The 26,790-nt window shown below is 63.9% G+C and carries 20 protein-coding genes; 8 read left to right on the forward strand and 12 right to left on the reverse strand.

Going from position 1 to position 26,790, the window contains the following annotated elements:
- Positions 1-71 precede the first annotated feature (71 nt).
- From HQN78_RS11335 to HQN78_RS11360, 6 genes are all read right to left on the reverse strand, one after another.
- A complete protein-coding gene (locus HQN78_RS11335) occupies positions 72-2,051 on the reverse strand; it encodes a methyl-accepting chemotaxis protein (protein WP_235089545.1) in 1,980 nt (659 codons plus the stop codon).
- Between the two features lie 143 nt (positions 2,052-2,194).
- Positions 2,195-2,521, reverse strand: a complete 327-nt coding sequence (locus tag HQN78_RS11340; RefSeq protein ID WP_107799002.1) for a glycine zipper domain-containing protein — start codon at positions 2,519-2,521, stop codon at positions 2,195-2,197.
- 204 nt (positions 2,522-2,725) lie between these two features.
- Positions 2,726-3,412 carry a respiratory nitrate reductase subunit gamma gene (gene narI, locus HQN78_RS11345; RefSeq protein WP_235089546.1) on the reverse strand — a complete coding sequence of 229 codons (687 nt, stop codon included), beginning with the start codon at positions 3,410-3,412 and terminating at the stop codon, positions 2,726-2,728.
- Positions 3,413-3,434: 22 nt separating this feature from the next.
- A complete protein-coding gene (gene narJ, locus HQN78_RS11350) occupies positions 3,435-4,076 on the reverse strand; it encodes a nitrate reductase molybdenum cofactor assembly chaperone (RefSeq protein ID WP_235089547.1) in 642 nt (213 codons plus the stop codon).
- Between the two features lie 11 nt (positions 4,077-4,087).
- Positions 4,088-5,638 (reverse strand): nitrate reductase subunit beta, encoded by a 1,551-nt coding sequence (gene narH, locus HQN78_RS11355; RefSeq protein WP_107798999.1) that lies wholly within the window; start codon positions 5,636-5,638, stop codon positions 4,088-4,090.
- Positions 5,635-9,336 carry a nitrate reductase subunit alpha gene (locus tag HQN78_RS11360; RefSeq protein ID WP_235089548.1) on the reverse strand — a complete coding sequence of 1,234 codons (3,702 nt, stop codon included), beginning with the start codon at positions 9,334-9,336 and terminating at the stop codon, positions 5,635-5,637. Before HQN78_RS11360 ends, narH begins: the two co-directional genes overlap by 4 nt.
- Positions 9,337-9,646: 310 nt before the next feature.
- Between HQN78_RS11360 and zigA the strand changes: the two genes are divergently transcribed.
- From zigA to HQN78_RS11385, 5 genes are all read left to right on the forward strand, one after another.
- Complete coding sequence (gene zigA, locus HQN78_RS11365) at positions 9,647-10,888, forward strand: zinc metallochaperone GTPase ZigA (RefSeq protein ID WP_235089549.1); 1,242 nt, start codon at positions 9,647-9,649, stop codon at positions 10,886-10,888.
- On the forward strand, positions 10,885-11,763 hold the full coding sequence (folE2, locus tag HQN78_RS11370) for a GTP cyclohydrolase FolE2 (protein ID WP_235089550.1): 879 nt from the start codon (positions 10,885-10,887) through the stop codon (positions 11,761-11,763). Before zigA ends, folE2 begins: the two co-directional genes overlap by 4 nt.
- A gap of 151 nt (positions 11,764-11,914) precedes the next feature.
- Entirely contained in the window at positions 11,915-12,475 is a 561-nt protein-coding gene (locus HQN78_RS11375) for a hypothetical protein (RefSeq protein WP_235089551.1), read from the forward strand.
- Positions 12,476-13,813 carry a dihydroorotase gene (locus HQN78_RS11380; RefSeq protein ID WP_235089554.1) on the forward strand — a complete coding sequence of 446 codons (1,338 nt, stop codon included), beginning with the start codon at positions 12,476-12,478 and terminating at the stop codon, positions 13,811-13,813. It abuts the gene before it with no gap.
- A 711-nt stretch (positions 13,814-14,524) separates the two neighbouring features.
- Complete coding sequence (locus tag HQN78_RS11385; protein ID WP_235089555.1) at positions 14,525-16,513, forward strand: exotoxin A binding domain-containing protein; 1,989 nt, start codon at positions 14,525-14,527, stop codon at positions 16,511-16,513.
- 254 nt (positions 16,514-16,767) lie between these two features.
- Here HQN78_RS11385 and HQN78_RS11390 read toward each other — a convergent pair whose 3' ends face one another.
- Positions 16,768-18,576, reverse strand: a complete 1,809-nt coding sequence (locus tag HQN78_RS11390; protein WP_235089556.1) for a carbon starvation protein A — start codon at positions 18,574-18,576, stop codon at positions 16,768-16,770.
- Between the two features lie 207 nt (positions 18,577-18,783).
- Here HQN78_RS11390 and HQN78_RS11395 point away from each other — a divergent pair, with 207 nt between their 5' ends.
- From HQN78_RS11395 to HQN78_RS11405, 3 genes are read left to right on the forward strand one after another with little or no spacing between them, the layout of a single operon-like run.
- Positions 18,784-19,371, forward strand: coding sequence for a PAAR domain-containing protein (locus tag HQN78_RS11395; protein ID WP_235089557.1), 588 nt, complete (start codon positions 18,784-18,786; stop codon positions 19,369-19,371).
- 11 nt (positions 19,372-19,382) lie between these two features.
- On the forward strand, positions 19,383-20,009 hold the full coding sequence (locus tag HQN78_RS11400) for a hypothetical protein (protein WP_235089559.1): 627 nt from the start codon (positions 19,383-19,385) through the stop codon (positions 20,007-20,009).
- Complete coding sequence (locus tag HQN78_RS11405) at positions 20,006-20,494, forward strand: hypothetical protein (protein ID WP_235089560.1); 489 nt, start codon at positions 20,006-20,008, stop codon at positions 20,492-20,494. The genes HQN78_RS11400 and HQN78_RS11405 overlap by 4 nt, the downstream gene beginning before the upstream one ends.
- Before the next feature lie 28 nt (positions 20,495-20,522).
- Here HQN78_RS11405 and HQN78_RS11410 read toward each other — a convergent pair whose 3' ends face one another.
- The 5 genes from HQN78_RS11410 to HQN78_RS11430 all read right to left on the reverse strand — a co-directional run bounded on the left by HQN78_RS11410 (position 20,523) and on the right by HQN78_RS11430 (position 26,622).
- The gene (locus HQN78_RS11410) at positions 20,523-21,299 is read right to left on the reverse strand and encodes a hypothetical protein (protein WP_146176666.1); all 777 of its coding nucleotides are present in this window, start codon (positions 21,297-21,299) and stop codon (positions 20,523-20,525) included.
- A 70-nt stretch (positions 21,300-21,369) separates the two neighbouring features.
- Entirely contained in the window at positions 21,370-22,104 is a 735-nt protein-coding gene (gene btsR / locus HQN78_RS11415) for a two-component system response regulator BtsR (protein WP_227107435.1), read from the reverse strand.
- Positions 22,101-23,819, reverse strand: a complete 1,719-nt coding sequence (locus HQN78_RS11420; RefSeq protein WP_304502855.1) for a sensor histidine kinase — start codon at positions 23,817-23,819, stop codon at positions 22,101-22,103. Before HQN78_RS11420 ends, btsR begins: the two co-directional genes overlap by 4 nt.
- A gap of 140 nt (positions 23,820-23,959) precedes the next feature.
- Complete coding sequence (locus tag HQN78_RS11425) at positions 23,960-25,486, reverse strand: fumarate hydratase (protein WP_081551201.1); 1,527 nt, start codon at positions 25,484-25,486, stop codon at positions 23,960-23,962.
- A gap of 194 nt (positions 25,487-25,680) precedes the next feature.
- The gene (locus HQN78_RS11430) at positions 25,681-26,622 is read right to left on the reverse strand and encodes a GlxA family transcriptional regulator (protein ID WP_235089561.1); all 942 of its coding nucleotides are present in this window, start codon (positions 26,620-26,622) and stop codon (positions 25,681-25,683) included.
- Positions 26,623-26,790 lie beyond the last annotated feature (168 nt).

Raw genomic sequence — 26,790 nt, forward strand, 5'->3', positions numbered from 1 at the left:
GAAATGCGAGCGCAGGATGAAGGGAACAGGCGCGTCCGGCGATCAGGAGCGACCCCGTGGTAAATCGGCGCTCAGGCGTGTTTGAACTTGTCCACCAGATCCACCAGCTCGCTGGCCGAGGCATTGAGGCGGTCGGACAAATCCGCCACCTCCTGCACCAAGCCGGAATTCTCCTCCGCCAGCGAGGCGATCACACTGATATTGTTGGCCACCTCGCCGCTAGCCGCGGTCTGCTGCGCCATCGCCACCGCGGTGCCCTGGCTCTTGGCCGCGGCTTCGCTGGCTTCCTGGTGGATTTCATCCAGGTCGTGCACGGTCTGCCCCACCAGCTCCAGGCCGGACTCCATGCGCTGGCGCGCCTCCTGCATGTGGTGGGCGGCGGTCTGAGTCTCGCCGCGGATATCCTCGATCAGCGATGTGATGTCCAGCGTCTCCTTGCCGGTGCGCTCGGCCAGTTTGCGCACCTCGTCCGCCACCACGGCGAAGCCGCGGCCCATCTCGCCGGCGCGCGCCGCCTCGATCGCCGCGTTCAAGGCCAAGAGATTGGTCTGGTCGGCGATCTCGCGGATGGCGGTGATGATGGAGCGGATGTCTTCGGACTTCTGCTGCAAGGATTCTATCCGGCCGCCGGCGTCGTCCAGCACCGTCGAGGTCTGATTCATCGCCTGCGTGGTGCTCCGCATGCGTTCGCGGCCGTCGCTGACGCTGCTCTGCATCTGCTGCGCCACGTTCAGCGACAGCCGGGTGTTGGCGCTGACCGACTCGATGCCCGCGCTCATCTCCTCCACCGCCGCGGCGATGCCGGCCGCCGACTGGCTCTGGGTTTCAGAAGCCTTGGCGGCGCGATGGGAAATCGCCAGCATCGCGTGCGCCGCCTCCACCAGGCTGTGGGCGTTGTGATTGACTTGGTTCAGGGTGCGGGCGAAGGCCTCCACCAAGTGGTCGAAAGCCTTGCCCATGCGCGCGATTTCATCGTGACCGCGGATGTCGGCGCGCGGCCTCAGGTCAAAATCCCGGCTCATCGAGGTCATCAGCAGTTCCAGCCGCTGCACCGGCACATGGATGCCGCGATAGATGGCGAAACCCAGGCCGCCCAGGGCCAGAATCACCAGGGCGGAGCCGCCCAGCGTCACCCACAGGTCGACGCGGGCCTGGGACACCTTGGCCGCCACCAGGCCGGCCAGATCGGACAGCAGCTTGTCCTGCAGCGTTTTCAGCGCGCCGATGCGCTGGGTCGCCGCCTGAAACCACGCCGCCGGCGCCACGCCTGCCGGCTGGCCCAGGGCCTGGCCCAAGAGTTTGTCGCGCAGCGCCTGCAAGGCCTTGGCCTCGTCGCCGCCTTCCACCGCGTCCATCTGGGCGCGCAGCGTATCGTCCGCCATCAGCCGCAGCTGTCCGGCGCAGGCGTCCTGCTTGGCCTTGAGGCCCACCGCCTGGGCAAAGCCTTTTTGATCGAACACGCCGCCGTTGAGCACGCCGTTGACGTAGCCGCGCTCGCGGCCGGCGAACTCCTTCTCGCATTGCAGGCTGAGCAAGGCCGCGGTGCTGCGTAGCAGATCGCCGTCGCTATTGGCCTGCGCCAGCTTGGCGATCAGGCCGATCAGGGCGTCGATGCGGCCGGAATAGGCGGCGAAGGCCTCGGCCGCCGGCGTCGCGCGTTTTTCCACGCTGTCGCGCAGCTGGGGCAGACCGTCCAGCTGACTGCTCAGGGCGGACAGATCGCCGGCCAGGCTGCTGGCGGCGTGATTGGCCGCCTCGTCGCGGAAGGCGGCCAGGTCCTTGTCGCTGACCGCGCGCGCCTGCTGCAAGGGCGGCGGCAAGCCGGCGGCCTGGCCGCTGAGGAAGCCGTTGCTCAGGCCGCGTTCGGTCTGCAAATCGTGGATCAACTGGCTGGAACGCGCCGCCACCTGGATCAGGCGATCCGAGCGTTGCAGTTCCGACAGGGTCTGGAAGCGATCGACGGCCAGCACCGAGGCGAGGCCGATCAGGGCGGCGGAAAATGGCAGCAGCAGCAATAGCAGCTTGCTGGCGAGGGATAGCCTGGACAGCATGGCGGGCTCCGATCTCTATCGACTGTTTCTCTTGATTTTCCATGACAATGGAAACCAACATCCATCAATATAGATCAAGCCCGGCTCATGCTGAATACTGCAATGGGTTTAATGCCAATGGCCGGCTGGACAGCCGCGGCGGCTCAGCAACGGCCTTTCTTGGCCTGGCCCGGCGGGCAGAAATAGCCTTTGTCGCGGTGATGGCGATGGCGGTGCTTGCGATAGCGGCGGCCGTCGTCGTCGCGGCGTTCCGACGCCGCCGGCTTGCCGTAGTCGTGGCCGATGGCCGCGCCGGAAGCGCCGCCCACCGCGCCGCCGATGATGGCGCCGTTGCGGCCGCCCACCGCCTCGCCCACCGCCGCGCCGGCCGCGCCGCCCAGCGCGCCGCCAACGATGGTGGAGGTGTCCGCCAGGGCGGTGGAGGCCAAACCGGCCAGGCTCAGCGATAAGATGACAAGTGCGCGTTTCATGCGGCTAACTCCTGAATTTAAACGGATGAGGCAGCTTAACCGTTTGGTTGACAGCCGGCTGTTTCGAATTGTTAGGAATTGTTCTCTCTTGTTATCGCTTCACAACTTATCAAATTTATATGTAGCCGGACGGCATGAAAAACGGCGGAGCATCCAAGGATGCCCCGCCGCGACCTCATGCTGAATCTTGGCAAACCCGCCGGATCAGCCCCGCGGCCGCACCAGCTGCCAGGCCCGGCCCAGATAGGTCACCGCGCCGAAGCCGCTCCACACGTGCACCAGACGGGTGAACGGGAAGATCACGAACAAGCTCATGCCCATGAACAAGTGCGCCTTGAATACCGGCGAGGCGCCGACGATGAAGATGGCCGCGTCGCCGCGCAGGGTGACGATGTGCTGGGCCCAGCTCATCAGCAACACCATCTCGTGGCCGTCCAGATGCTGCGCCGACACCGCGATGGTGCTGAGGCCCAATAGCAAGGTGGCCAGAATCCACAGCAACACCAGCTTGTCGCGCCAGGTGGTGTTGGCCGCCAGCCGGTCGCAAGTGAAGCGGCGGTGCAGCAGGATCAGGATGCCGACCAGACACAGGCCGCCCATGATGCCGCCGGCCGTCATCGCGAACACCTGCTTGAAGCTGTGGCTGACGCCCAGCGCGTCCCATACCGCCACCGGCGTCAACAGGCCCACCAGATGGCCGAAGAACAGGCCGATGATGCCGAGGTGGAACAGGATGTTGCCCAGCCGCAGCTGGCCGCGGTACAGCAGTTGCGAGGATTCGCTCTTCCAGCTGTATTGCTCGCGGTCGAAGCGGATCAGGCTGCCCAGCAGGAACACCGCCAGCGCGATGTAGGGGTAGATGCCGAATACGAATTGGTGCAGATAGTTCATGTTGCTCTCCTGGCAGCGGGATTCAGCCCTGCGGCCGCTGCGGGTAAAAGTTCACCGGAGCGATGGCCGGCCGCGCCGGCTTCAGCAGCGGCTCCACGCCGTCCGCGCCGGGGCCGAAGGTCTCCAGCATCTCGTCCATGTCGCGCACCGGCGGCACGGTCAGCGCTTCCGGCTCCACTGGCGACAGCAGCACCAGCCCCTGCAGCACGCCGGCGTAGTGGGAATGGCTGTCGGCCAGCTTGCCGGCCACGTGGGCGATCACGTGCACCGCGTCGGAGAGCAGCCGGGCGGCCTCCTCCGGCTGGCACTGCGCCAGGAACTCCAGGAACAGCGGCAGATAGTCCGGCAGCTCGTTCGCCGCCGGCTCCAGGCCCTGGGCCTGGTATTCGGCCAGCAGATCCACCATGGCCTGGCCGCGGGCGCGGTCCTCGCCGTGGATATGCTCGAACAGATGCAGCGAATGGCTGGGGTTGCGATCGAAGGTCTGCACATAGCGTTCTTGCAGCGTGATCAGATCCTCGCCCTCCAAGGACAGCAGCAAGGGCTCCAGTAGCCGGGCGATGCGCGGCTCGGCCGCCACCTCGGCGCGGATGTCGTCCGCCGCCGCGATCAGATCCGGCTCCGGGTAGCACAGCAGCGCCGATAAGGCCTGATAGATGCGCATGGCGTTCTCCTTCACTGACCGGAATTGGACTTGCGGTCGCGCCGCATGTCGTGGAACACGATGGGGGTGGCCTTCTTCTTGCCGAACAAGCTGGCCTCGGACTCGCCGCCGGAGCAGCCGTTGCCGAAGGTGAAGCCGCAGGACGCCTTGTCCTCGAAGGTGTTTTCCACCAGCTCCTTGTGGCTGGACGGAATCACGAAGCGGTCTTCGTAATTGGCGATGGCCATCACCTGATACATCTCCTCCACCTGGGCCGGGTTCAGATGCGTGCCCTTGAGGGTGGCGGGGTCCGACACCTTCTCCACGCTCTTCTTGCGCATATAGCGCCGCATCGCCACCATGGTTTCCAGCGCCTTCACCACCGGTTCTTCCTTGCCGGCGGTCAGCAGATTGGCCAGGTACTGGATGGGGATGCGCAGGTCCTTGACGTCCGGGATGATGCCGTTCTCGCCGATCAGGCCGTTTTCCATCGCGGACTGGATGGGAGACAGCGGCGGGATGTACCACACCATCGGCAGAGTCCGGTATTCCGGGTGCAGCGGGAAAGCCACTTTCCACTCCATCGCCATCTTGTAGACCGGGGAGCGCTGCGCGGCGTCGATCCAGCTTTGCGGAATGCCCTGCTTCTGCGCCTCGGCGATCACTTCCGGCGCGTTCGGGTCCAGGAACACGCCCAGCTGCGCCTCGTACAGGCTCTTCGGGTCTTCCACCGCGGCGGCTTCGTCTATCTTGTCGGCGTCGTACAAGAGCACGCCCAGATAGCGGATGCGGCCGACGCAGGTTTCCGAGCACACCGTCGGCTGGCCACCCTCGATGCGCGGGTAGCAGAAGGTGCACTTCTCGGCCTTGCCGGAGGTCCAGTTGTAATAAATCTTCTTGTACGGGCAGCCGGACACGCACATGCGCCAGCCGCGGCATTTGTCCTGGTCTATCAGCACGATGCCGTCGTCTTCGCGCTTATAGATGGAGCCGGACGGACAGGAGGCGACGCAAGCCGGGTTCAGGCAGTGTTCGCACAGGCGCGGCAGATACATCATGAAGGTGTTCTCGAAGGCCGAGTACATTTCCTTCTGGATGCCCTCAAACAGGGCGTCCTTGCTGCGCTTGGAGAATTCGCCGCCCAGATCGTCCTCCCAGTTCGGGCCCCATTCGATCTTGTTCATCTTCTTGCCGGTCAGCACCGACACCGGCCGCGCGGTGGGCGGCGTCTTCATCTCCGGCGCGTTCTGCAGATGTTCGTAGTCGTAGGTGAACGGCTCGTAGTAATCGTCTATCGCCGGCATATTGGGGTTGGCGAAGATATTGCCCAGGATTTTCAGCCGGCCGCCCTGACGCGGCTCCAGCTTGCCGTTGGGCTTGCGCACCCAGCCGCCCTTCCACTTCTCCTGGTTTTCCCATTCCTTGGGGTAGCCGATGCCGGGCTTGGTTTCCACATTGTTGAACCAGGCGTATTCGACGCCGTCGCGGCTGGTCCAGACGTTTTTGCAGGTGACCGAACAAGTGTGGCAGCCGATGCACTTGTCCAGATTCAACACCATGCCGATTTGAGCGCGGATTTTCATTGTTGCTCTCCTGCCGGACTATCCATCCAGTCCACTGAGTTCATCTTGCGCACCACCACGAACTCGTCGCGGTTGGCGCCCACGGTGCCGTAGTAATTGAAGCCCCAGGACAGCTGCGCGTAGCCGCCTATCATGTGGGTGGGCTTGGTCACCGTGCGGGTCACCGAGTTGTGGATGCCGCCGCGCTTGCCGGACACTTCCGCGCCCGGCACGTTCACGATCTTCTCCTGGGCGTGGTACATCATCGTCATGCCCTGCGGCACCCGCTGCGACACCACGGCGCGGGCGGTCAGCGTGCCGTTGGCGTTGAACACCTCGATCCAGTCGTTGTCCACGATACCGGCCTTCTTGGCGTCGTCCTCGGACAGCCACACGTTCGGGCCGCCGCGGCTCAGGGTCAGCATGCGCAGATTGTCGGAGTACGTGCTGTGGATGCCCCATTTCTGGTGCGGGGTCAGGAAGTTCAGCACCAATTCGTGATTGCCGTTGCCGTGCTTGCCCAGCACCGCCTGGGTGGTTTTCAGATCCACCGCCGGCTTGTACACGCACAGGCCTTCGCCGAAGGCGCGCATCCACTGGTGATCCTGGTAGAACTGCTGACGGCCGGTAATCGTTCTCCAGGGAATCAGCTCGTGCACATTGGTGTAGCCGGCGTTGTAGCTGACTTCTTCGCTTTCCAGGCCGGACCAGGTGGGCGAGGAAATGATCTTGCGCGGCTGCGCCTGCACATCGCGGAAGCGGATGCTGTCGTGCTCGCGCGGCTTGGCCAGATGGGTGTGGTCGCGGCCGGTGATCTTGGACAGCGCGTCCCAGGCTTTCACCGCCACGTGGCCGTTGGTTTCCGGCGCCAGCGTCAGAATCATCTCGGCGGCGTCGATCGCGGTTTCCAGCTTGGGCTGGCCCTTGCCGGCGCCCTGGCTCGCCACTTGGTTCAGGCCGCGCAGGATGTCCACCTCATGGCCGGTTTTCCAGTTGATGCCCTTGCCGCCGTTGCCGGCTTTTTCCAGCAAGGGGCCGATGGTGGTGAACTTGTCGTAGATCGCGCCGTAGTCGCGCTCCACCACCGTCATCTTGGGCATGGTCTTGCCCGGCACCGGCTCGCACTCGCCTTTTTTCCAGTCCTTGGGATCGAAGGGCTGGCCCAGTTCTTCCGGGGTGTCGTGCATCAGCGGGGTCAGCACCAAGTCCTTTTGCACGCCCAGATAGTCCTTGCCCAGCTCGGACAGTTTCTTGGCGAAACCCTTGTAGATCTCCCAGTCGGTGCGGGACTGCCACAAGGGCTGCACCGCTTCGGACAGCGGGTGGATGAAGGGGTGCATGTCCGAGGTGTTGAGGTCGTCCTTCTCGTACCAGGTGGCGGTGGGCAGCACGATATCGCCGTACAAGCAGGTGGTGGACATGCGGAAGTCCAGCACCACCAGCAGGTCCAGCTTGCCTTCCGCCGCCGGGCGCACGGTGATTTCGGTCGGCTTGATGCAGTCGTCTTCCGAATTCAGCACCGCGTTCTGGGTGCCCAGCAGGTATTTGAGGAAGTATTCGTGGCCCTTGCCGGAGCTGCCCAGGATGTTGGAACGCCACACGAACATATTGCGCGGGAAGTTCTGCGGGTTGTCCGGGTCGTTGCAGGCCAGGTCCAGCTTGCCGGACTTGAGGCCGTCCACCACGTAGGCGGCGGCGTCCTGGCCGGCGGCGGCGGCGGCGCGGGTCACCTCCAGCGGGTTGGCGGACAGCTGCGGCGCGGACGGCAGCCAGCCCATGCGCTCGGCCTTGGCGTTGTAGTCGATCAGCGCCATGCCGGCCATGCGGCCGTCGGCGGTGGGCGCCAGGATTTCGCCGACGCCCAGTTTTTCATGCCGCCACTGGCTGGTGTGGGCGTAGAAGAAGCTGGTGCCGTTCATCTGCCGCGCCGGGCGGTTCCAGTCGCCGGCGAAGGCCAGCGGCGCCCAGCCGGTTTGCGGGCGCAGTTTTTCCTGGCCCACATAGTGGCACCAGCCGCCGCCGGACTGGCCGATGCAGCCGCACAGCATCAACATATTGATGATGCCGCGGTAGGTCATGTCCATGTGGTACCAGTGGTTCAGCGCCGCGCCGACGATGACCATGGATTTGCCCTGGGTCTGATCGGCGTTCTGTGCGAACTCGCGCGCCACCTGGATCACCAGTTCCGGCTTCACGCCGGTGTGCTTCTGCTGCCAGGCCGGGGTGTAGGGCACGTCGTCCATGTAGTCGACGGCGACGTTGCCGCCGCCCAGGCCGCGGTCTATGCCGTAGTTGGCCGCCATCAGGTCGAATACCGTGGCCACCAGGGTTTCGCTGCCGTCGGCCAGGCGGATGCGCTTGGCCGGCACATTGCGGGTCAGCAGTTCATCGTGCTCGGCGCCGAAGTAAGGGAAGCCCACGCCCACCACCGCGTCGCTTTCCTTGATCAGCGACAGCTTGGCGGACACCTCGCGGCCGTTGCCGCCGTCCTTCTGCTCCAGGTTCCACTTGCCGGCCTTGCCCTCGGCCTGGCCCCAGCGGAAGCCGATGGAGCCGTTGGGTGCGACGATGTCGCCGCTGGCTTCGTCGATCAGCAGGGTTTTCCAGTCCGGGTTGTTGTCTTCGCCCAAGCCGCCTTCCAGATGGGAGGCGCGCAGGAAGTAGTCCGGAATGTAGCGCTCGCCGTCTTGCTTCAGCGCCACCAGCATCGGCATGTCGGTATAGCGGCGGATGTAGTCGCTGAAGTAGCCGGATGGATTATCGAGGTGGAATTCCTTGAAGATCACATGGCCCATCGCCATTGCCATCGCGGCGTCGGTGCCCTGCTTGGGCGCCATCCAGATGTCGCCGAACTTGGCCATTTCGCCAAAGTCGCTGGACACCGCCACCGTCTTGGTGCCCTTGTAGCGCACCTCGGTATAGAAGTGGGCGTCCGGGGTGCGGGTCATCGGCACATTGGAGCCCCACACCATCAGATAGGTGGAGTTGTACCAGTCCGCGGATTCGGCCACGTCGGTCTGCTCGCCCCAGGTCTGCGGGCTGGCCGGCGGCAAGTCGCAATACCAGTCGTAGAAGGACAGCGGCACCCCGCCGATCAGGCTGAGGTAACGGCTGCCGGCGGCGTAGGACACCATGGACATCGCCGGAATCGGCGAGAAGCCCACCACGCGGTCCGGACCGTATCGCTTGATGGTGAAGGCGTTGGCGGCGGCCACGATCTCATTGGCCTCGTCCCAGCTGGCGCGCACGAAACCGCCCTGGCCGCGCTTGGACTTGTACTGCTTGGCCAGTTCCGGCGTCTGGCTGATCTTTTCCCAGGCCTCCACCGGGCTCAGGGTCTGGCGCGCCTCGCGCCACAATTTGGCCAGCCGGCCGCGGATCATCGGGTATTTGACGCGCTGGGCGGAGTAGACGTACCAGCTATAGGACGCGCCGCGCGGACAGCCGCGCGGTTCGTGATTGGGCAGGTCCGGCCGGGTGCGCGGGTAATCGGTCTGCTGGGTTTCCCAGGTGATCAGGCCGTTCTTCACATACACCTTCCAGCTACAGGAGCCGGTGCAGTTCACGCCATGGGTGGAACGCACCACCTTGTCGTGCTGCCAGCGCTGGCGGTAGGCGTTTTCCCAACCGCGATCCTCGTTGACGACGGCGCCGTGACCATTGGCAAAGGTGGAGCGGGTCTTGCCCAGGAAATTCAAACGGTCGAGAAAGTGACTCATCTTGCCTCCAAATATCGGGGTCCGCGCCGCACGGGCCGGCGGCTCCAGCCACCGGGGGAAACGGACCTTTTCACTTGATTGCAAGCTTAGAACGCGCCGGCAAGCGCCGACATTCGCCGAAGGTTGGCGCCGGACGGCGCATTGGCACTAGTCACGGTTAGTACTTTGGCGAGACGGACTAGCCAGAAAGAACTAGTGGCGATATTCGACCCTTGCCGTCGAAAAATAAAATGTTATAACATAACAAAAATAGCGAACAGCCAAAGGCCTTCGCCACCCGCATCGCCCTCACTTAATCGGACCCCATGCCATGACGCCCACGCCCTCCTCCTCCGCCGCGCTAGACGCCAGACTGCCGGTCACCGTGCTGTCCGGCTTCCTCGGCGCCGGCAAGACCACCTTGCTCAACCACATCCTCAACAACCGCGAAGGCCGCCGCGTGGCGGTGATCGTCAACGACATGAGCGAGGTCAATATCGACGCCGCCCTGGTGCGCGAAGGCGGCGCGGCGCTGTCGCGCACCGAGGAAAAACTGGTGGAGATGAGCAATGGCTGCATCTGCTGCACCCTGCGCGAAGACCTGCTGCTGGAAGTGTCGCGGCTGGCGCGCGAAGGCCGTTTCGACCAGCTGGTGATCGAATCCACCGGCATCGCCGAGCCGCTGCCGGTGGCGGAAACCTTCACCTTCGCCGACGAGCAGGGCCGCAGCCTGGCCGACTCCGCGCGGCTGGACACCATGGTCACCGTGGTGGACGCCTGTCACTTCCTGCGCGACTACGCCTCGCGCGATCAGCTGCGGCAACGCGGCGAATCCCTGGGCGAGGCCGACGAGCGCACGGTGGCGGACCTGTTGATCGAACAAGTGGAGTTCTGCGACGTGATCGTGCTCAACAAGACCGATCTGATCGACGCCGCGGACAAGGAGCGGCTGGCCGGCATCCTGCGCCAGCTCAACCCGCGCGCCCGCATCGTCGAAGCCCGCTTCGGCCAGGTGCCGCTGGACGCGGTGCTCAACACCGGCCTGTTCGACTTCGACGCCGCCGCCGACGCCCCCGGCTGGCTCAGCGAGCTGCGCGGCGAGCACACGCCGGAAACCGAGGAATACGGCATCGCCAGCTTCGTCTACCGCGCGCGCCGCCCCTTCCATCCGCAGCGCTTCTTTGAACTGGCGCAGCGGGAATGGCCGGGCGTGCTGCGCTCCAAGGGCTATTTCTGGCTGGCCAGCCGCCCGGCCCACGCCCAGCTGTGGTCGCAGGCCGGCGCGGTGTGCCGCCACGAGCTGGCCGGCCAGTGGTGGGCCGCCACCCCGCGCGAATACTGGCCGCAGGACGAAGACAGCCTGCGCCAGATCGAAAGCCACTGGCGGGACGGCATCGGCGACGCGCGTCAGGAACTGGTGCTGATCGGCATCGCCATGAACGAAGCCGAACTGCGCCGGCAATTGGACGACTGCCTGCTGGACGAGGCCGAAATGGCCGCCGGCCCGGCCGCCTGGGCGCTGCTGCCGGACCCCTTCCCGCCGCTGGACACCCTTGCCGAGGACGCCGCATGAACGCCCCGCTGCCCGATATCGCGCGCAGCGGCGCCGCCGCCGCGCTGCTGCCCTTGAACTGGGTGGGTATGGACGGCATCGCGCTGCGGCTGGCGGACGCCGCCCACGGCTGCGTCGCCGCCCGCGCCAGCGTGCAAGTCAACCTGCCCCGGCCGGCGATCAAGGGCATCCACATGTCCCGGCTCTACCGGCTGCTGCAGCCCCACGCCGACGCCGCGCCGCTGAGCCCGGACGCCCTAAGCCGGCTGCTGCGGGCGATGGCGGACAGCCACGCCGACTGCGGCAGCGACGCCGCCCGCGCCGAATTCCGCTTCGAACTGCTGTGCCAGCGCCCGGCGCTGGCCACGCCGGGCCTGTCCGGCTGGAAGGCCTACCCCGCCGCGCTGGGCGCCGAACTCGATGGCGACGGCTGCCGGCTGTGGGCCGAAGTGGAAATCGCCTACTCCTCCACCTGCCCCTGCTCCGCCGCGCTGGCGCGCAGGCTGATCGCCGACGCCTTCCGCCAACAGGAGCGCGCGGCCACGCCGGACGCGGTTTACGACTGGCTGCTGGAACACGCCACCCTGGCCACCCCGCACAGCCAGCGCAGCCAGGCGCGGCTGCGCTTCGACATCCCCGCCGACGCCGCCGGCTGGGAGCTGGCGATGCGCATAGACCTGGCCGAACAAGCGCTGGCCACCCCGGTGCAAACCGCGGTCAAGCGCGCCGACGAACAAGCTTTCGCCGCCCTCAACGGCGCCAATCTGATGTATGTGGAAGACGCCGCGCGCCGGCTGCAAGCGGCGCTGGCCGGCCACGGCCTGAGCCGGGTCGACGTGCGCCACCAGGAAAGCCTGCACCCGCACGACGCGGTGGCGGCCAGCCAACTCTCATAAGCTATCCACGATCTCGCGAGCAAGAGCGAGACAAGGCGAGAACAGCGGAGAAAGCGGAATGTACATTCGGTACATGAGCATTTCGAAGATGTTCTCAACGCCGTATCGCCGCAGCGCAGCAGATCGTGAACACACTCTCAGGGAGCAGCGCTTGATACGCAAAAACCCCTCCGGCCACCTGCCGGTGATCGCCGAATCCGCCTACATCGACAAGACCGCCATCCTCTGCGGCAAGATCATCGTCCACGACCATGTCTTCATCGGCCCCTACGCGGTGATCCGCGCCGACGAAGTGGACGCCAACGGCGAGATGGAAGCCATCGTCATCGGCCCCCACTCCAATATCCAGGACGGCGTGGTCATCCACTCCAAGGCCGGCGCCGCCGTCGCCATCGGCGCGCACACCTCCATCGCCCACCGCTCCATCATCCACGGCCCCTGCGCCGTGGGCGAACGCGTCTTCGTCGGCTTCAACAGCGTGCTGTTCAACTGCCGCGTCGGCGACGGCTGCGTGGTGCGCCACAACGCGGTGGTGGACGGCTGCGAACTGCCGGCCGGCTGCTACGTGGCCTCCACCGAACGCATAGGCGCGGCCAGCGACACCGCGCGCCTGCCCAAGGCCAGCGTGTCCGCCGCCGAATTCTCCGAAGACGTGCTGCGCGCCAACAGCGAACTGGTGCGCGGCTACAAAGCGCTGCAAAACGAGTTCTGAATGAGCGACATCCTGATCCGCAACGCCCGCCTGGTCAGCGACGGCCGCGAGTGGGAAGCCGACCTGCGCGTCGGCAACGGCCGCATCCGCCGCATCGATGCCAGCCTGCCCGGCCGCCCCGGCGACATCGACATCGACGCCGCCGGCCAATGGCTGCTGCCCGGCATGATCGACGACCAAGTCCACTTCCGCGAACCCGGCGCGCCGCACAAGGGCAGCATCGCCAGCGAATCCCGCGCCGCGGTGGCCGGCGGCGTCACCAGCTTCATGGACATGCCCAACACCCGGCCGGCCACCACCTGCCTGGAGGCGCTGGCGGACAAGGAAAGCCGCGCCGCCGCCCACTCCGTGGCCAATTACGGCTTCCACCTGGGCGCCACCCGCCACAATCTGGCGCTGATCGCCGCGCTGCCGCCCAACCGCGCCGCCGGCGTCAAAGTGTTCATGGGCGCCAGCACCGGCGACCTGCTGCTGGACGACCCGGCCGCGCTGGAGCGGCTGTTCGCCGCTTGCCCGCTGCCCATCCTCACCCACTGCGAACACACGCCGCGCATCCGCGAGCGCGAAGCCGCCTGGCGGCTGCGCTTCGGCGACGACATCCCGCCGGACCAGCACCCGCTGATCCGCGACGCCGAAGCCTGCTACCAATCCACCCGGCTGGCGGTGGAGCTGGCGCAACGCCACGGCAGTCAACTGCACGTGCTGCACCTCAGCAGCGCGCGCGAACTGGAGCTGTTCCCGCCCGGCCCCGTCGCCGGCAAGCGCATCACCGCCGAAGCCTGCGTCCACCACCTGCTGCTGGACGACGGCGACTACGCCCGCCTGGGCCACCTGATCAAATGCAATCCGGCGATCAAAAGCCGCGCCGACCGCGACGCGCTGCGCCAGGCGCTACGCGACGGCCGCATCGACCTGATCGGCACCGATCACGCGCCGCACGCCTGGGAGGAAAAACAGCAGCCCTACACACAGGCCCCGGCCGGCCTGCCGCTGGTCCAGCACGCGCTGCCGGCGCTGCTGGAATTAGTGGCCGACGGCGAACTGACGCTGCAGCAACTGGTGGACAAGACCAGCCACGCGGTGGCCACCCGCTTCGCCATCGCCGAACGTGGCTATCTGCGCGAAGGCTATTGGGCCGATCTGACGCTGGTGCAGCGCCTGCCCGCGCCGCGCCCGGTCTGCCGCGACGCCCTGCTGGCTCATTGCGGCTGGACCCCCTTCCCGCATCTGGCCTTCCGCCACACGGTCAGCGCCACCATCGTTTCCGGTCAATTGGCTTGGTTCCAGGGCCGCATCCAGCCGGATTGCCAGGGTCTGCCGCTGCGGTTTGTGCGCTGAGGGCCGGTTCAAGACCGGCTGTCGGCGGGCTCCCGAAGCCGCTGCCGGTGGGTATCGCCGGTGGCTCCACCCACCCTACGGACTGACGCCTCGCGCAGCGTCCCCTGGGTAGGGTGGGTGGAGCGCAGCGATACCCACGCGGAGAAAGCCGACGGCCCTATCCTAGCCACACGACGGCTGACAGAATCGGTTGGCAAGCCAGGCGGATACCTCAAGACAACGCAGAATGGAGGCGGCAGACGCCTAACAGGGTTGACAGACCGGCATCTTGGAACCGGCAGCCCGTGAGAGCTCCCCGACAGCGCCCGCCATTAACACTTATGCCGATACCGACCATTCCGCGCGATAGCATGGCGAAAAGGGTTGGCTAAACGGCCAAATACGTCAAGCCAAAGCGGTTTAATTGAAACCGCATCGCCATTCCGCCCCCTCCCCTCAATAAAAACCCGCGGCCAATAAAATGCCATGAACATTTAAACATCCATCCATCACATCAATAAAAACAACAATAACGTCCTTACAAAACCATCTTTATTTAATACTTTCCTAGAAGGCAATTTAATAATCAAAATCAATGACATAGGTCTGTAATTATTTACCATTGACCTTAAAAAACAAACACCGGAATACTGTAAATATAAAATTCAATCATTTACAAAAATGATCACAACAATGGCTCGCTCGCTTCATTCCATCACTTAGGAGCGCCATATGCGATTGTATAAAAGCCTTGCCCTTGCCACGGGCCTGATTCCCTTATTGTCCGCGTGCGAAACCGACGAAGCCAGCCCCTTTTCCACCGGATCGGTACAGACCGCCAGTTTCAAGCAGGCCGCCAGTTCCGTCATCAAGACCGATTTCGAAATCTTCAAGCAATGCGCGGACAACTGCATTCTCTCGCCGGCGGAACCGGGTAAATTCATCAGCACCTCATTGCCGCTGCAAATCACCCCGTCGCCGGACGAAGGCGTGCTGTATTACTCGATGTTCGTGCAAGACCGTCTCATCGCCGCGGCCAATAATAGCGCCACCATCAAGATCGACAACTTCGCCAAGGTCCGGATCAACGACGGCCAAAGCACCGGCCACGCGCCGGGCACTTTGACCATTGAACTGGCCGCCCCGGACGGCAAGGTCAAGACATTCACCCATAAGCGCCGCACCGAATGGTTCACGCTGAATTGGGTGGTGCCCATCGGCAAAGACGCGCCCACCAGCATCAAGCTGTTCATCATGGACATGGACAGCAATAAGAAGATCGTCGATCACTCGCCGCTGTACAGCGTGGACCTGGACAACGCCGCGCTGGCGCGCTGGCCGGACAAGGCCAAGCTGGCGTTCAGCTCCGCCAATCCAAGGAACGACATCATCCTGTCTTGGCCGGGCGTGGGCTACACCGCCGCGCCCACGCAGCACAACCGGCAAAAGCGCTGGAGCGAATGGCATAGCGGTGTCCTGCTGTGCTGGCTGGACCCGCTGGACGCCATCTACAACTATGTCACCCAAAACCGCTGCCAGTTGAACAAGACCTGGGAAGGCAAGCTGTACCAGGTGGTGGCCGGCAAGCCGCAGATCAATGAATTCAAACCGCTGGCCAAAGCGCCCATCCAGCACCGGGTGCACTTCAGCAAGGAAAACGCCTTGGGCGCGCTGTCCGCCCACCGCGTCTGCGGCATCCCGCTGGAATCCCTGGCCCGCAGCCGCCAGCCCAGGGGATGGGAAGAGCTGTCCGCTTGCGGCTTCCGGGTGGAAAACATCGTCGGGCTGTACATCGCCACCCGGCTGTCCTTCGACCGTTTCCGCCAGGTGGTCGATGACTTGATCCATTCCCGCCCGGTCAGCGGCGCGCAAGATCCGGAGGCGCTGGAGCAATTGGGCACCGCGGTGCGCGAAACGCCGGAACTGGCCCGCGAAGGCCTGGCCGAGGCGGAAGCGCGCTTGAACGCCTATCGCGCCAACCACGCCGGCGCCAGCGCCGACGACGCGCAAAGAGCGGACGTGCTATCCCTGACTTGCCCGGCCGACAGCGAGCCTTGCGCCGCCGCCAACGCCGACGGCGCCCACGTCAACCGCGAGTACCACCCCGGCTCAAGCTTCTTCGCGCCGGGCGAAGCGGTGGAATTCCTCGCCAACGGCACCACCGGCAACTGGAGCCAGGAACGCCTGCTGGCCACCCATCAGCGGCTGCTGGACCAGGGCTATGTCTTCGCCGGCTATCACGGCGGCTCCCGCGCCGCCGCCACAAGCATCGTCACCGCCGGCATCACTCACCGCACCCAGGATCTGCAGCCGATCTGGCGCGGCCTCTACATCGCCGGCGATCCGAACGTCGCCTACGGCTACGCGCTGGACAACGACTCCGGCGCCACCGGCATCATGATGCGCGTCTACGTGCCCAGAACCGCCCTCTCCCGCCTGTTCCGCACCAGCCAGCCGCTTAGCGACGAGGCCGCGGCGCTCAGGGAGATCAGCCGCTTGCTCGGCCGCAACGTCACCTTGAACAGCCTCTTGGGCTATGAGTCGATCACCGGGCCGCAAGACCCCGGCGAAGCGGATGAAACCATTCTGGGCTGGGATCTGGCGGAACACGCGGTAGCGATTCCGTCGATGATTCAGGGCAACAACAGCGTGCGGCCCATCAATGTGCCGGATTACGAGAAGAAGATCAGCGGCCTGCCTGACTACGTCACCAAGCGCTGACCACCATCAGGCCCTGGGAAAGCGCCCTCCGGCTTTCTCAGGGCCTGTTTACGATCTGCTGCGCGTCGTGGAGCGTTACACGGTGGGTACCGCTTCAGAATGCTCCTGTACCGTATGTACATTCCGCTTCTTCAGCCGCAACACCTTGTCTCGCTCTTGCTCGCAAGAACGTAAACAGACTCTCACGGCCCTGACGCAAAAAAAGCCCGCTGTTTCCAGCGGGCCAAGTCTTACCCCAATTTTAATCAAGCGGCTCAAGCCTCCGTGGCGGCCAGTTCGCGCCGCGCATCCGGCGCTGGCCGCGCCAGCAGCTCCATCCACTTGCGGCAGGCGGAGAGCAGGATCACCAGGCCCAGCGCCAGCATGGCGATAGAGATGGCGGCGTTGAACAGGTTGTAGCCCTTGGCCGCCGGGTTCAGGTAAACGTGCTTGATCATCCAGTAACCGGCGTAATTGACGGTGACGTAGAGATAAGCCAGCGGCAGCAGGCAGGTCATCATGTAGGCGCGATTGTGCGACAGCCGCAGGATGATGGTGGCGCCGATGATCAGGCCGATGGACGCCATCAGCTGATTGGACACGCCAAACAAGGCCCACACGGAGTTGATGTCGCCGGAGTTCAGCAGATAGCCCCACAGCAGGCAGGCCACCACCGAAGCGCCGATAGCGCCGGGCATCCAGTCAGTGCGCTTGAGCGGCGCCCAGGCGTCGCCGACGAAATCCTGGATCAGATAACGGGCGACGCGGGTGCCGGAATCAATGGCGGTGAGGATGAACACCGCTTCGAACATCACCATGAACTGGAAGAAATAGGACGCCAGATTATGGAACCAGGGAATGCGGGTGAAGATGTCCGCCATGCCCACCGCCAGCGTCACCGCGCCGCCGGTGCGGCCATACAGGTCCAGGCCGATCTCCTGGGACAGCTGCGGCAGGTTCACCACCTGCATGCCCAGCTTGGCGAAGGTGTCCGGCGCGGAGTTGATGGCGAAGTAATCCGCCGGATGCAAGGCGGTGGCGGCGATCAAGGCCATCACCCCCACCACGCATTCGGCCAGCATCGCGCCGAAACCCACCGGCAGGATGTCGCTCCAGCGGTCTATCTGCTTGGGCGTGGTGCCGGAGCCGATGAAGGCGTGGAAGCCGGAAATGGCGCCGCAGGCGATGGTGATGGAGATGAACGGCCATACCGGGCCGGCCAGCACCGGGCCGCCGCCGTGGATGAACTGGGTGACGGCCGGGAACTGGATTTGCGGGTTGATGAACACCACGCCCACCACCAGCAGGCCGAACACACCTATCTTCATGAAGCTGGACAGACAGGCGCGCGGGGTCAGCAACATCCACACCGGCAACGCGGTGGCGAAGAAGGCGTAGACGGGCAGCAGCAGGGACACGGTGGACGCCTTCAGCGTCAGCAATTCGCCCAGCGCGGTGCCCTGGATGTAGGGGCCGGCGAACACGCAGGCCATGATGGCGGCGACGCCGACATAGCTGGCGTTCTTCATACTGCCGGTGACGCGCTCCCACAGACCGACGGCGATGGCGATGGGAATGGTCATGCTCACCGCGAACGCGCCCCAGGGGTTGCGCTCCAGCGCGTGCACCACCACCATGGACAAGCCGGCCATGGTGATGGTGATGATGAACAGCATGGCCAGGCCGGTGCACCAGCCGGCCCAGGGGCCCAGCTCGGTCTTGGCCACTTCCGACAGCGATTTGCCGTGATGCTTCATCGAGGCGAACAACACCACGGTGTCGTGTACCGCGCCGCCGATCACACAGCCTATCAACAGCCACAGCATGCTGGGCAGATAGCCGTACTGGGCGGCCAGCACCGGTCCCACCAGCGGGCCGGCCGCCGCAATGGCGGCGAAATGACCGCCAAACGCCACCCACTTGCTGGTGGGCACATAGTCCTTGCCGTCCTTTAATTCATGCGCCGGGGTCACGGCGCTATCATCGACACCCAATACCTTGCGCGTGAAGAACACCCCGTACAGGCGGTAGCAGATGGCAAGTATGCAAAGAGTGGCGATCACGAAGGTCAATGCGTGATCCATTTTTATCAGCTCCGGTGATAGTCTCACCCGGAACTTACGCGCGGGCGCGGTCTCCGTGGGGCGGAAAGCGGCTCAGCGGCCGCATGGCGTCGCCAGCGGCGGCCAGAGCGGGGCGAGCGGCACAAGGCAGGCGTCAGCTCACGAACTCGCGAGCATATGAGCGCAGCTCAAAAACGAGTCAAAAGGCCAGCAGATTAATCAATAAAAATGATCTATGGTTTTTGCTTCATTAACCATATTGACGGTATGGCTATGAAGAGAGTGATTCGCTTGGGCGACCCGACAGATCATGGCGGTTTTGTCACGGGCGCAGCGCCCACAACGACTTTCTTTGGGAAGCCTGTCGCTCGGATTGGCGACCCAGTAAGCTGCCCACAGCAGGGACATACTGGCTGTGTCATTGTTGAAGGGGATCCCTCATGGATCATCGACGGTAAAGCAACGGCACTGGAAGGACACAAAGTTAGCTGTGGCGCTACCTTGATCTCAACACTGGGTGAGGTTGGGCGTAGTTATGAAGCCAGCGGTGCGGCAAGCGTTGGAGGGACAGCTCGTGCTGTTGTACTTGTAGCGACGGCTGCTGCCGCAGCTTTGGAAAATGAGATTATCGAGCATTGGTACACACTTGAAGATGAGTCCGGTCATCCCGTTGAAGGCTATCGCTACGATCTTTATCAAAACAAAGAGCGCGTCACTCATAAAGGAAGCTTCAACTCAGGCAAGACAAACGCGATCCAAGGAGGGAACTCGGACTTCGTCATGTGGCTGGAGCGTGATTCCGCTAAACGTGATTAGGGACTCAAATCATGACAGCTATAGCCAAACCGAGGATAAACCCGGAGGTTCGCCTGTTAGCCGCCATGGCGTATGGCGAAGCATCTCTGGCGGATAGCCCCGATGAAATGTACGCCCTGGCCAGCGTGCTAAAGCGTCAAAGAGATGCTCGGGGTTATTCCAGCATGGCCGCGTTTGTGGCAGGTGAACCATCTTTTTCATTTGTAGTCGGGGATGGCAATAAGCGTTATGTCCACTTTAAAAAGACAAAAGACGAGGACATACTGGCCAACGCCGGGATGAAAATCGCTATAGCCGCCGCAGAAAATGCGCTGGCAAATGGCCCTGACAAATCTAATGGCGCTTGGTTTTGGGATGGCGCCGATATTAAATCCAACTACAAAAAACATTTCAAGGTAAGGGTCGGCATTCGTTTTACCGACCCATCGCACAACATTTATGATATCAATGAGTCGTCAAAGCTGGTTATAAAACACAAAGTCACCAAAAAGAAAGCAAACGGAAAAATAGAAACTTACAAGGAGGAGCTTTATCGCTACGATCACGTCTATGAGTCCACGGCTGCCCATGGGGGAACAATCTTTTGGAAGCAGAACACGGACTATTTGCGGTTTACCAAGGCGAAGGAATATAAATGAAATCGCTTGGCATTGCATTGACTTTAATTTCAACCGCACTATTCGCAGCGCCATCTGCCAATGTGATCAGTAGTTGCCTAGAAACACAGGCTAGAGGTGGCATAAGCTCGGTTGAAATACGGATAAATGAAATTATTCAAGAAGATGGCTATAAGCCAGGGTACACTGCTGAGTATGTAAAACACGAGGGTATTGATATTGGCTTTGCCACCTCGCCAAAGGGAGGCGCGGTACTTTACATGGGCAAACTCTGGCCTATTAATCGCTCGACACTGCTTCCAGGAGTAGCAAAGGTGAGCAAGCCGGTGGTTCATGTTGAATTAGCTTATTGGGCATTACTTGAGGAGGGTCCGAAGAAATATCTTTGCATAACGGATAATTTTGATGGCATAGGCCGTAGTGGTAGCTTTCAAAAGAGCAAATATGCATACATTCTTGAGCTAACAGGCAAGCGTATTTTGTATTTTATCGTAGGCAGAACATAAAGATGCAGCGTCTTTAGCCTACAGGCCCTCAGGGCTGCCAGTCCTGATAGGGCTTATGCACCTTGGCGTAGGCTTTTTGCAGTTCGCCGCTGGCGCGCGCGGCGCGGATGGCCCGGTTCAGCGCCTGATGGACGAAATCGCCGCGGCGGTTGCAGTTGAGGAAGAGCACGTCCGGGTAGTCGTCGAAACGGGCGCGGCGGATATTGTTCAGCTTGAACTTGCGCACCAGATAATCCGCCTCCTCCTGCGCCCACAGCACCCCGTCCACCCGGCCCAGATTCAGCTTTTTCAGCGATAGCTCCAGATTGACCACGCTCTTGCTGGGAAAGCCCCAGTTCACCGGCGGCGCCTCGATATTGTATTTGGCCAGATTGGCCATGCGCAGCACGTCCTCTTTGTCCAGCGGCTTGGTCTTGTGGGTGTAGAGCACGAAGGTCACCTTGCCCAGCATCTCCTTGGTGAACTGATAGGGCGTGGCGTCGTCCGCGCCCTCCCTCACCTTCATGATGGGAAAGCGGAAGTCCGCGTTCTTGTCGCTGGCGTCCAGATAGACGCGCTTGACCGGCTCTATGCTGAAACTGATCTTGCCTTCCTTGTAATGTCTGGCCACCACTTGCAGCAGTTCGGCGAACGGGCTGTTCTGGTTGTTCTCCAGCAATTGCGGCAGAAACACGGCGATGCCGTGCAGATCCGGCCGGTTGATGTCCGGCGAGCTGTCCTGGGTTGCCGTGCCGTTGCAGGCATGAAGCAGGCCGGGCGCGCAGCCCAGCGCCCAGGCCGCGCACAGCAGCATTTGTTTTGTCATCGAATGTCTCCCCTGGACTGAGGTTTAGCACAGCGGAGGGGGATGCGCGGCGCATTTGGACGGGCGGCCGCTAGCTCGCGATGCCCAGCGCGTCCTTCAAGGGCTTCAGATAGCGGCGGCTGACCGGCAGGCTGTGGCCGTCCAGCGTATGGATGGTGGCGACGCCGTTGTCGCCGAACAGGATTTCCCGGATCGCCGACAAGCGCACCAGGTATTGCCGATGGCAGCGGAACAGATCGCTGCGCTCTTCCAGCGTGCGCAGCGTCAGCTCGGTGAAGCGCTCCACGCCGGCGGCGTCCACCACGTAAACGCCGCTGAGCCGGGAGCAGACATAGGCCACCTCCTCCAAGCGGCACAGCACGATGCGGTTGACGCCCTGGCAGGGAATCAGGCTGAGCGGCGCCAAGGCGCATACCGCCGCCGGCGGCGACGCGGCGCGCTGGCGCAGCCGCGCCAGGGTCTTGGCCAAGCGCGCCGGGTCCACCGGCTTCAGCAGATAGTCGCAGGCGTGTTCTTCAAAGGCCTGCAGCGCGTAGGCGTCGTAAGCGGTGACGAACACCACTTGCGGCATGGCCTCCGGGTCCAGCATCGCCAGCATTTCCAGGCCGCTGATGCGCGGCATCTGGATGTCCAGGAACACCACGTCCGGCTTGCGGCGATGGATGAAGGCGATGGCCTCCACCGCGTTGCCGCACTCGCCGACGATGTCCAGTCCGCCGGCGGCCTGCAATAGCTGGCGCAATTCGTCGCGCGCCAGCGGTTCGTCGTCCACCAGCAGCGCGCTGGGCAGGCCGGCCGCGCTCATGTCGCCGCTCCGGCGCGGCGCGCGTCCGCCTGCGGGCAACGACAGGGCAGCAGCAGGCTGACCCGGGTGTAAAGCTCAGGGGCGCAATCCACCGCCACCCCGTAGGCCTCGCCGTAACGGGCGCGGATGCGGCGGTCCACCAGGGACATGCCCAGGCCGTCGCTCTGTTCCGGCTTGTGGTAGAGGCCGGCGTTGTCCTCCACCGTCACCCGCAGGCCTTGCGCGTCGCAGCGGGCGGAGATGCGGATGCGCCCCGGCTCCAGCAGCTGGGAGGTGCCGTGCTTGATCGCGTTTTCCACCAGCGGTTGCAGGGAAAACGCCGGCAGTTCGGCGCGGCGCGCCGCCTCCGGCGCGGCTATCTCCACTTGCAGCCGGCCGGCGAAGCGCGCCTCCTCGATGCGCAGATAGGCGCTGACGTGGTCGATCTCGTCGCCCAGGGTGGCCATCTCGCTGGAGCGCTTCAGGTTCTTGCGGAAAAAGGTGGACAGGTATTGCACCAGCTGGCGCGCGTGCTCCGGGTTGCGGCGTATCACCGCGGACAGGGTATTGAGCGCGTTGAACAGGAAATGCGGATTGACCTGGGCGTGCAGCAGCTTGATCTCGGTCTGGGCCAGCAGCTGTTTCTGCTGCTCGTACTTGCCTTGCAGGATCTGGTTGGACAGCAGCCGGGCAATGCCCTCGCCCAGGGTCAGGTTGATCCCGGAAAACAGCTTGTTGCGCGTCTCGTACAGCTTGATGGTGCCGATCACCCGTTCGTCCTCGCCGCGCAAGGGGATCACCAGCGAAGAGCCCAGCTTGCAGGCCGGGCTGATGGAGCAGCGGTATGGCGCCTCATTGCCGTCGGCGTACACCACTTGGTTGGCGGCGATGGCGCGCTGGGTCAGCGGCGAGGTGATGGGCGTGCCCGCCAGATGGTGGTCGGCGCCGGCGCCGATGAAGGCCAGCAGCCGCTCGCGGTCGGTCAGCGCCACCGCGCCCACGCCCAGCTCCTCGTACAGGATGCGCGCCATGGTCATGCAGTTGTCGCGGTCGAAGCCGTGGCGCAGCACGCCTTCGGCGCGGGCGGCGATCTGCAGCGCCTTGGAGGAGAAGGCGGAGGAATACTTCTCCGCCAGCGCGCGCCGGTCCAGCAGGATGCGCATGAACATGGCCGCGCCCAGGGTGTTGGCTATCAACATAGGCAGCGCGATGCTGCGCACCAGATGCCAGGCGGCGGCGAAGGGCTTGACCGCCGCCAGCAGGATCAGCATCTGCATGCACTCCGCCAGCAAGGCCACCGCGGCCACCGCCAGCGGGTCGAATACCCGCCCCAGTTGGCCGCGCCGCACGAAATAACGGTGCACCAGCCCGCCCAGCAGGCCTTCGGCCATGGTGGACGCCATGCAGGCGCCGGCGGTGACGCCGCCCAGCGAATATCGATGCAGGCCGCCGGTGAAACCCACCGCCAGCCCCACCCACGGCCCGCCCAACATGCCGCCCAGCACCGCGCCGGTGGCGCGGGTGTTGGCGATGGAATCGTCGATGTGCAAGCCGAAATAAGTGCCCATCACGCAGAACACCGAGAACACCAGATAGCACACCAGCTTGTGCGGCAGGCGGATGGTGACCTGGGTCAGCGGAATGAACAACGGCGTCTTGGACAAGAGATAGGCGATCACCAGGTAAACGCACATCTGCTGCAACAAGGTCAGGATCAATGAGAACTCGGTCAACATGCGGGCAGCACAATAAGGGGGTGCCGCCGAGCATAGGCGACGGTTCGCCGCCCGACCTTGGTCTGGATCAAACCGTTTTCAGGCGCCGCCGGCGCAAACAAAAACGGCCGCCGAAGGCGACCGTTTCTTTCATGCCGGCATTACACCGGGATCACCGGAATCTTGCCTATCTTCACGCGCCACTCGGCCGGGCCGGTGTTGTGCACGCTGGATCCACAGGAATCCACCGCCACCGTCACCGGCATGTCCTTGACCTCGAACTCGTAAATGGCTTCCATGCCCAGGTCTTCGAAGGCCACCACTTTGGACGCCTTGATCGCCTTGGACACCAGATAGGCGGAACCGCCGACGGCCATCAGATAGACCGCCTTGTTGTCCTTGATCGCCTCGATCGCGGTGGGACCGCGCTCGGCCTTGCCTATCATGCCCAGAAGGCCGGTCTGCTCCAGCATCTGGCGGGTGAACTTGTCCATGCGGGTGGCGGTGGTGGGGCCGGCCGGGCCCACCACTTCGTCGCGCACCGGATCCACCGGGCCCACGTAGTAAATGAAGCGGTTGGTGAAGTCCACCGGCAGCTTCTCGCCCTTGTTCAGCATGTCCACCATGCGCTTGTGCGCGGCGTCGCGGCCGGTGAGGATCTTGCCGTTGAGCAGCAGCACGTCGCCCGGCTGCCAGCTTTGCACCTCTTCCGGGGTGATGGCGTCCAGGTTGACGCGCTTGCCGTTGGAGTTGTCGTAAGTGATGTCCGGCCAGTCTTCCAGGCGCGGCGCTTCCAGCGAAGCCGGGCCGCTGCCGTCCAGGTGGAAATGCACGTGGCGGGTGGCCGCGCAGTTGGGGATCATCGCCACCGGCAGGCTGGCCGCGTGGGTGGGGTAATCCAGAATCTTCACGTCCAAGACCGTGGTCAGGCCGCCCAGGCCCTGGGCGCCGATGCCCAGCGCGTTGACCTTTTCAAACAGTTCCAGGCGCAGTTGCTCCACGCGGCTCAGTTCCGCGCCGCTGTCGGCCTTGGCTTTCAAATCCTGGATGTCCACATGGCTCATCAGGCTTTCCTTGGCCAGCAGCATCGCCTTTTCCGGCGTGCCGCCGATGCCGATGCCGAGAATGCCCGGCGGACACCAGCCGGCGCCCATGGTGGGCAGGGTCTTCAGCACCCAGTCCACGATGGAGTCGGACGGATTCAGCGCGTAGAACTTGGATTTGTTCTCCGAGCCGCCGCCCTTGGCCGCACAGGTCACTTCCACGCCGTCGCCTTCGACGATCTCGAAATGCACCACCGCCGGGGTATTGTCCTTGCTGTTCTGGCGTTTGCCGGCCGGATCCAGCAGCACCGAGGCGCGCAGCTTGTTGTCCGGGTTCAGGTAAGCGCGACGCACGCCTTCGTTCACCATCTCCTGCACCGACAACTCGGCGTCCCACTGCACCTTCATGCCCACTTTCAGGAACACCACGGCGATGCCGGTATCCTGACAGATCGGGCGCTTGCCTTCCGCGCACATACGGCTGTTGATCAGGATCTGGGCCATGGCGTCCTTGGCCGCCGGGCTCTCTTCCTTCAGATACGCCTGGTACAGCGCGTCGATATAGTCTTTGGGATGGTAATAGCTGATGAACTGGAAGGCGTCGGCAATGCTTTGCACGAAGTCTTCCTGACGGATGATGGCCATTTTCGGGTTTCTCCAGCGTAGGGCTATTTGGGGTTTGCCCTGTTATTTTATGGAGGCGCGCCGCCCGCGCCAATCCAAACCCTCAACAGTACCCGATAAAACCGTCCGCGGCCAGCCAATGCCCCCCGCTCCGGACCGGTCCAAAGCCCCGCGAGCAAGCGCGGGACAAGGCGAAAACCGCTGAGAGCAGCTTCTCAAGCGCCGCTGCGATCCTCGCGATCCTCCCTTGGACTGCGGTCGAAACGCTTGCGATAGGCGCGGGAAAAATAAGACGGCGACTCAAAGCCGCAGACCACGCTGATTTCCACCACGCTCAGCTCGGTCTGGCGCAGCAGCCAGCGGGCGCGGTCCAGCCTCAGCGCGCGGTAGAACTCCGCCGGCGAGGCCTTGAGATGCGCGCGGAACAAGCGTTCCAGCTGGCGGCGGGTGGCGCCGCAACGCGCGGCCAGCTCCTCCGGCGGCCACGGCTCCTCCAGTTGCGCCTCCATCAGCCGTATCGCCTGCGCCAGCTTCTTGTTGTGCACCTGGTAGCGGCTGGCCACCTGCAGGCGCTGGTGCTCGGACGGGCTGCGCATCTGCCCCTGCACCAATTGCTCGGACACCGCCAGCGCCAGCTCGCGGCCGTGACGACGCGCCAGCAAGGCCAGCGCCAGGTCCAGCCCGGCCGCCGCGCCGGCGGAGGTGGGCCGCCGCTCGGTCAGGAACAGCTCCTGGCTGGCGGTCACTTGCGGGTAGCGTTCCCGGAAGGCCGGAATCGCCTCCCAGTGCAGCGTCACCGTCTCCCCGCGCAGCAGGCCGGCCTCGGCCAGGATGAAACAGCCGGTGTCTATCGCCCCCAGGGTCACGCCCCCGCGCTCCAGCCGCCGCAGCGCCGCGCCCAGCTCCGGCGTGTAATGCCGCAGCGGATGGAAGCTGCTGACCACGAACAGACAGGTGCACGGCCCGGCCTCCGCCAGCGCGCCGTCCACCATCAGCGCGATGCCGTTGCTGGCCGCCACCGCCTCGCCGTCCACGGACAAGAGCCGCCAGCGGCTGGCGCCGGGCTGAAAGCGATTGGCGATGCGGAAGGGCTCCATCAGCGCGGCGAAGCCGATGAAGGAAAACTCCGGCAACAACAGGAAATGGTATTCGTCCACCGCGCTTTCCCCTCCCAGTCTAAGAACCTGTTTACGATCTGCTGCGCGTCGTGAGACGTGGCACGGTGAGGGCGTCTTCGAAATGCTCATGCACCACTTGCACATTCCGCTTTCTCAGCCGCAACGCCTTGTCTCGCCTTAGCTCGCGAGATCGTAAACACGTTCCAA

This window comes from Chromobacterium sp. Beijing (assembly GCF_021496765.1).
Lineage (GTDB): Bacteria > Pseudomonadota > Gammaproteobacteria > Burkholderiales > Chromobacteriaceae > Chromobacterium.